General features: G+C 64.5%; 6 protein-coding genes and 1 pseudogene. 2 read left to right on the top strand and 5 right to left on the bottom strand.

All coding sequences use genetic code 11. The features are described 5' to 3' along the window. Positions 1–386: 386 nt before the first annotated feature. Both C7402_RS43015 and C7402_RS43010 read right to left on the bottom strand, forming a co-directional pair. Entirely contained in the window at positions 387–728 is a 342-nt protein-coding gene (locus C7402_RS43015) for a zinc ribbon domain-containing protein YjdM (RefSeq protein ID WP_112177854.1), read from the bottom strand. A gap of 248 nt (positions 729–976) precedes the next feature. Beyond that, a complete protein-coding gene (locus C7402_RS43010) occupies positions 977–1894 on the bottom strand; it encodes a DMT family transporter (RefSeq protein WP_116614881.1) in 918 nt (305 codons plus the stop codon). Between the two features lie 125 nt (positions 1895–2019). Here C7402_RS43010 and C7402_RS43005 point away from each other — a divergent pair, with 125 nt between their 5' ends. Beyond that, positions 2020–2796, top strand: a complete 777-nt coding sequence (locus C7402_RS43005; protein WP_244315075.1) for an AraC family transcriptional regulator — start codon at positions 2020–2022, stop codon at positions 2794–2796. A 12-nt stretch (positions 2797–2808) separates the two neighbouring features. Here the strand turns inward: C7402_RS43005 and C7402_RS43000 are convergent, their stop codons facing one another. The 3 genes and pseudogenes from C7402_RS43000 to C7402_RS42990 form a co-directional block, all read right to left on the bottom strand. Next, positions 2809–3483, bottom strand: a complete 675-nt coding sequence (locus C7402_RS43000; RefSeq protein ID WP_116614880.1) for a hypothetical protein — start codon at positions 3481–3483, stop codon at positions 2809–2811. Between the two features lie 15 nt (positions 3484–3498). Further along, positions 3499–3591 (bottom strand): annotated as a pseudogene (locus C7402_RS42995) (2-oxoglutarate dehydrogenase); the annotation flags it as partial. A gap of 344 nt (positions 3592–3935) precedes the next feature. Next, positions 3936–4814, bottom strand: a complete 879-nt coding sequence (locus C7402_RS42990) for a LysR family transcriptional regulator (RefSeq protein WP_116614885.1) — start codon at positions 4812–4814, stop codon at positions 3936–3938. Positions 4815–4974: 160 nt separating this feature from the next. Here C7402_RS42990 and C7402_RS42985 point away from each other — a divergent pair, with 160 nt between their 5' ends. Then, on the top strand, positions 4975–6447 hold the full coding sequence (locus C7402_RS42985) for an MFS transporter (RefSeq protein WP_116614879.1): 1473 nt from the start codon (positions 4975–4977) through the stop codon (positions 6445–6447). Positions 6448–6539: the final 92 nt, after the last annotated feature.

Raw genomic sequence — 6539 nt, 5'->3', positions numbered from 1 at the left:
CAGTCGCTCACTCAAAGCTGACAGGTTCTGAATAAATTCAAAAACCTGACTTACTTTAGTGTGAGACTCTTGATACTTTCGCTACTCCCGACTTCGCTCCGAAGAACAAGGTCAGGCCGCGTCACCGCATCAAGCGCCCACACTTATCGGCTGTAAATTTTTAAAGAGCAATTCGTCTTAATCGCTGCGTTTTCGTTCGCAGCGATCAGCGAAGGAGGCGAATTATGCAGGTCGCTGAATCACCCGTCAAGCGATTATCGAAAAATAATTTTCGGGGCCGGTTTTCAGGGAACGAGGGGCCAATACGCCAACCCCGCTTCGGCCGAGACAAAGTCCTCAAGCAGCCGCATCCAGACACCGGCTGCCATTCACGCACGATGCGCTGATCAGGCCTTTCTGACGAATTCCGTCTTCAGGCTCATGGCGCCGAAGCCATCGATCTTGCAATCGATATCGTGATCACTGTCCACCAGCCGGATGTTCTTGACCTTGGTGCCCATCTTGATCACGCCACCCGAGCCCTTCAGCTTCAAGTCCTTGATGACCGTAACGGTATCGCCGTCCTGGAGCACATTGCCGGCCGAATCGCGATAGACCCTGCCCGCCGCCTCAGTCGCAGCCGTTGCCTGGCCCGACCACTCGTGTGCGCACTCCGGGCAGATATAGACGCCGCCGTCTTCGTACGTGAACTCGGAATTGCATTTAGGGCAGGGTGGCAATGCGCTCATGTCTAATCCTTGATACGGCAGGGGCAAAAGAAGCGCGGAAGTATACCGCGGCCGTTACGCAGCCCTTTCTGCCGCGTCAGTAAGCCGCGATGAAAAAGCCGGCCGCCGTAACCGGAGATCGCAGCGGCATCGCATCGATCGCCCGTCGAGCTGGAAAGCACCCTCTCCCTTGCCGGCAGATGGATTGCGCCGGGAACCGGCGGAACACAGGACGCGGCGCGCACCGACAGTTAGTTGCATCACTCAGATCACTCGGCCGCGGCACCTGTTTGCTCACGACGACCGACGAGCGGCGCGCGCCACGTCTGCGCGAGGAGCACCCCCGCGAGCGCCACGGCGCCGCCGAAGAGGTGATACGCGTGCAACTGTTCGCCGAACGCGCCCACGGCGAGCGCAGCCGTGAACACCGGCAGCAGGTTCATGTACATGCTGCACCGGTTCGGCCCGAGGTGTTTCACGCCCTGCATCCAGAAGAACGGCAGCACGACGGACGCCAGCGATCCCGCGTAGGCAATGAGTGGCAGGCTCGCGCGATTCGGCAGCGCGTCGACGAGCGGCAGGCGCAGGAGCGGCACGAGCATGAACAGCAGCGCCGCAATCGCCTGGACGTATGTCGATTGCCATGACGGCAAGCCCACGTGCCAGCGCCTCAACAGCACCCCGTAGAGTGCATATGCACCGCCAGCGGCCAGCATCAGGAGGTCGCCAGCGTGGACACCGCCCGCCAGCAGCGCCGCCGGGTTGCCCGCCGTGATGAGCCAGACGAGTCCGGCGAACGAAAGCACCGCGCCGCAGGCCATGCCGGCCGTCGGCGTTTCGCCGAGCAGCGCGACGGAGAGCAGCATCGTGAGCAATGGCACGAGCGCAGTCATGATCGCCATATTCGTGGCCGTGGTTGTCTTCGCGGCTTCGTACGAGAGGCACTGAAACAACGCCATCGCGAGAAAGCCAAGAAAGGCGAGTCTGGGCAACTGGGCAACGATCGCTGCGCGGTTGCGCCACGCCGCGGCGGGCACGAAGAGGCTCATCAGCGCGACGGCCAGCGCGAGGCGCCAGAACGTGATGGCATAGGGGTCGATGGTGTGCGCGGACAAGCGCGACACCATCACGTTGCCGGACCACAGCAGAATCGCGACGAGTGGAAAGAGCGCGGAAAAGGGAGGCATTGCGGGCATCCTGATGTTGACGAAGTGGGTCGGGAGAGCCTCGATGGTGCCCGCCGCGAACGCGGTCCGTCTCACGCTAGAATGTCCTTTGTTATCGCAAAATTGACATCGCACCGCACCCGCCGATGATCGCGCTCCCTCCACACGACATCCATGTTCCATTCGAAGACACGCCGATGCCGGTGGCCGCGCTCGCCGCGGACTATCCGCACGGTGCGTTTATCGACACGCACAGCCATCGCCGCGCGCAGCTCCTCTATGCGGTCGAAGGGGTGATGCTGGTCGAGGCGCGGACGGGCCGCTGGGTCGTGCCGCCCACGCGGGCGGTCTGGCTCGACGCGGGGCTCGAGCACACGGTGCGCATGAGCGGCAACGTACGCATGCGCACCGTGTTCGTCGAGCCGGGCGCCGCCGTCGATTTGCCGCAGGGAAGCTGCGTCGTGGATGTACCGCCCTTGCTGCGCGAGCTGATTCTCGCGGCCGTGCAAGCGCCGCTGGATTACGCGCCGGGCAGCCGTCATGAGTTGTTGATGCGTTTGTTGCTGGCCGAGATCGCCATGATTCCGCGTCTGCCACTGTATCTGCCGTGGCCTGCCGACGCGCGCCTGCGCAGGCTTTGCGACGCGATCGTGGCCGCCCCGGGAGCGCCGCACGAAGCCGCACATTGGGCCTGCGAACTCGGCATGGTGGAACGCACGCTACATCGCGCGTTCCAGCGCGAAACGGGCATGACGCTCGGACGCTGGCGCCAGCACGCGCGGCTCTTTCTGGCGCTCGAACGCCTCGCGCACGGCGAGAAGATCCTCACGGTCGCACTCGATCACGGCTACACGAGCCAGAGTGCGTTCGCCGCCATGTTCAAGCGCCACTTCGGGATCGCACCGTCTGCCTTCTATCGCTGATCCCGGCGCACGCTACGGCTTCACCGCGTAACGCACCAGTTCGACCGCGGCCGTCGCGGGCACGCCCTTGCCCGCGAGACGCCCTTGAAATTCTTCGCGCACCACGCGCTTGACGCTCGGCGCATACCAGAGCGTCTCCTCCATCGGCCCGCCGCCGTAGCCGGACTGCGGCGACCAGGTTCCGCTCATCCGGATCTTGATCGCCGGGAACGAACCCGCCTTCGTCTGAACCGTCTCCACGCCTTCCACGTCGCACTGCGCGCGACGCGTCACCGTCATGCCCGATTCGCTGACGGCCCGGCAATCCGCCTCGTAGTGCGTACCCGCCTGCAACGGAAAATGCAGCGCGATGCCGCAGGCTTGCTGGCCGGCACCGCTCGGCACCACGTTGGCTTCGGAGGTCAATTCCAGGCGCCCGCCTCCGGGGCCGATCAGCAGCGAGGCGCTGCCATCGGTATGAACAGCGGTCACGGTTTGCGTGAACGTGCGGCCCTTTCCGGACAACGCGTCGGAGCGCAAAAAAGTCCAGTTGTCGCCAACCCTGTAATGCGGCGCACTCTGAGGCAAAGCGACGGGCCCTGCATCGAGCGCGAAACCGGTCGAAGCCGACAGTCCCGCCGCCAGCAGGCACACGGTTGCCCGCAGAGCGCGGGGCGTACCCGCACGCAGGATTCCGATCGTTGCCATTTCAACGAAACCGCATCATTGCACCTGCTTCTGGAGGGATTGCCGCACGTCGCTCATCGCAACGCGGCCCGTGTGCGCCGTGTCGATCTGATCGACGTGTTGTGCGATAGACGTCACGCTGCAAACCAGCCATATGCAACGGCCGACATGCAATTTTCCAAGCCCGACAAAATCACATCGAATTCATCAAAATAAATTCATTTCAGATACCTAATGAATTTATCGAATCTGCACAAAAAAGCAGTCGTTTTCCTGAATTTCTCTACGCTCGGCGTGTTCCGCAATGGAAGACGGCAGTGGAAAAATAGAAGTCGACAAGGGGCTTTGTCAAGGAATAGTTTCCGTCGCCATGCGCGATGATTTAGATGACGATGATGCATTGCGACAGGTGTGAATGCTTGCGACAGAACGCAGCGACAGAATCTCGCGTACCCGAGATATTGCGCGTGCAATCACACGAGCAGTTGCCGCGCCAGCACTTCTCTCGCCTGCGTCACCGTTTCCTGTTCGCCGGGATGCGGCGGCATCAGCGAGAAAACGGCTTCGGGCAAGACCGGCAAACGGTGCTTCGCACCGAGCCGCACGAGGCCCTCGCCAATTGCCGATGTGCACAGGCAGCCCACGCCCAGACCGGCGGCCAGCATGGATTGCAGTCCGCCCACGCCGGACGCGCTGTGTACGAGTTCGTAGGTCATGTCGTTTGCTTCGAGAGCGCGCACCGCGACCTGATGCATCATGCAGTCGCCCGGCAGCAACACGAGCGGCAACGGTTCCGGCAACTGCTCGGCCAGCGACGGCGAGGCGACCCAGGAAAGCGGCTCGCGGCGCAACTCCCAGCGCGCGTCGGCGTCGATATCCGCGGGCCGGAACGGCCCAGTCGACATGTGCATGACCACGCCCAGATCGATCTGCCGCCGCGCATAGGCGACTTCGATATCGGCGCTCTTCATTGCGCTCACATGCAGGCTCAGGTGCGGATAGCATTCGCGCAACCGGACCAGCAAACCGGCGACCTCATGGGTGCGGAAATACTCCGTGATCGCCACGCGCAACTCGCCCTTGATCGCCTGCCCGCGCAATTCGTCGTAGGCGGCTTCGTTGAGCGCCACGAGGCGCCGCGCATGATCGAGCAGCCGGGTGCCCGCCGCCGTCAGCTCGACGCCGCGCTTGCTGCGCGTGAAGAGCGGCACGCCCGCGCGCACTTCGAGCTTGCGCACCTGCTCGCTGATCGTGGATTGCGAAAGATGCAGGAGCGGCGCCGCCGCCGAAAGGCTGCCCGTGTTCGCCACGGTTGCGAACGTCTTCAACTGGTCGAATTCAAAGCCGCGCATGGCGTTCCGCATCCATCGAATAACTCGATTGATCATAGCATTAATTCCCGCTTTTCCGGACCATGGGACGCGCAGAGAATAGCGGTTCCATGATGGGCTGCGTGCCCACAACGGCGGCGCACCTGCAATTGCATCCGCCCCTTTATCACTGAGCACACCTATGTCCGACAACACCTTCGCCGCGCGAGCGACGACATCCCGCGTCGCCGCAAGCGATTCCGCCGAGGCCGGGCATGGCCATCACGGCTGGGCGCTGGTCGTCCTGCTGGTCGGCGCGATCCTCCCCCCGCTCGACTACTTCATCGTGAACCTGGCGCTGCCCGCGATCCGCGACGGGCTGGGCGCGCAGGCAACCGAGCTGCAACTCGTGGTCTCGGCGTACGCGTGCGCGAACGCCGTCATGCAGATCACCGGCGGACGGCTGGGTGACCTGTACGGCCGCAAACGCGTCTTCATGGCGGGCATGGCTGGGTTCGTCGTCGCCTCCACGTTCTGCGGCCTCGCCACCAGTGGCGCGATGCTCGTCGCCGCGCGCATATTCCAGGGCCTGTTCGCCGCGATCCTCGCGCCCCAGGTGCTCGCCACGATCCGCAGCGTATTCACGCCGCACGAGCAGGTGCGCGTGATGGGGCTCTACGGCTTCGTGTTCGGCGTCGCCGCGGTCATCGGACAACTCGGCGGCGGCGCGCTGATCAGCCTGCATCCTTTTGGCCTTGGCTGGCGCGCGATCTTCCTCGTCAATCTGCCGATCGGCGTGCTCGCGCTCATCGGCAGCTGGCGCTACATACCGGAAAGCCGCCCGCCGAGCGGCCGCCGCATCGACGTGCCGGGCACCATCCTGCTTTCGCTGTTCCTGCTGATGCTGGTCTATCCGCTCACGCGCGGGCGCGAGTCCGGCTGGCCGCTGTGGATGGTCGCCTGCCTGATCGGCTCGCTGCCCATGCTCGGCTTGCTGTTGCGCGTGGAGTGGCGCAGTCTCGCCAACGGCCGCGACCCGCTGCTCGACGTGCGGCTCTTTCGCAATCCCGTCGTCGCGCTGGGCCTCGTGCTCGCGTTCGTGTTCTATATGACGAGCGCGTTTTTCCTGAGCTACGGCATTTATTTGCAGGGCGGCCTGCACTGGTCGCCGCTTGCGTCGGGACTCGCGATCCTGCCCTTCGGCGTTGGCTTCCTCTCCAGCCCGCTGCTGATGCCGCGCCTCGTGCACCGCTTCGGCGGGTATCGCGTCCTGACGCTCGGCTTCCTGCTGCTCGGGACCGGCCTTGCCATCGCGGCCGCGCTGGCCGGCGCGGGCGCGCCCGGAAGCGGCTTCTACGTCGGGCTTGCGGCGATTGGGCTCGGCCAGGGCTTCGTCCTGCCCTCCGTCGTGCGGATCGTGCTTGCCGAAGTGGAGCCCGAGCGCGCGGGCGTGGCCTCCGGCATGGTCTCGGCGACGTTGCAGATCGGCGCGGCCGTGGGCGCGGCAACGCTGGGCGGGCTGTTCTTCTCGTTGCTCGGCGCAACGCCGGCCGCCGCCGACTATGCGCATGCATTCAGGACGACGATGTTCGCGCTCGTCGCGGTCCTGCTGCCCTGCGCCGCCCTCTCGAGCGCACTCGGCCCGCTGCATCGGCGGCGGCATGCGAGCGGTTGACCCGGCTTGACCCGCTGCGCGGGGCGAGGGGCGCGGGGCGCTGCGACACCGTAACCCAGGCGATAATCTGCCAGACAGAAATCGACTTGAGA

The sequence above is a fragment of the Paraburkholderia unamae genome (genome assembly GCF_003096875.1).
In the GTDB taxonomy this organism is placed as follows: domain Bacteria; phylum Pseudomonadota; class Gammaproteobacteria; order Burkholderiales; family Burkholderiaceae; genus Paraburkholderia; species Paraburkholderia unamae.
Note: the sequence above shows the minus strand (reverse complement) of the source record. Positions and strands in the feature narration are given on the sequence as shown.

Bases quoted from the DNA above. Each gene is read 5' to 3' on its own strand.
- C7402_RS42990 (WP_116614885.1), bottom strand. From the start codon at position 4,814: ATGCGCGGCTTTGAATTCGACCAGTTGAAGACGTTCGCAACCGTGGCG.
- C7402_RS42985 (WP_116614879.1), top strand. From the start codon at position 4,975: ATGTCCGACAACACCTTCGCCGCGCGAGCGACGACATCCCGCGTCGCC.
- C7402_RS43005 (WP_244315075.1), top strand. From the start codon at position 2,020: ATGATCGCGCTCCCTCCACACGACATCCATGTTCCATTCGAAGACACG.
- C7402_RS43015 (WP_112177854.1), bottom strand. From the start codon at position 728: ATGAGCGCATTGCCACCCTGCCCTAAATGCAATTCCGAGTTCACGTAC.
- C7402_RS43000 (WP_116614880.1), bottom strand. From the start codon at position 3,483: ATGGCAACGATCGGAATCCTGCGTGCGGGTACGCCCCGCGCTCTGCGG.
- C7402_RS43010 (WP_116614881.1), bottom strand. From the start codon at position 1,894: ATGCCTCCCTTTTCCGCGCTCTTTCCACTCGTCGCGATTCTGCTGTGG.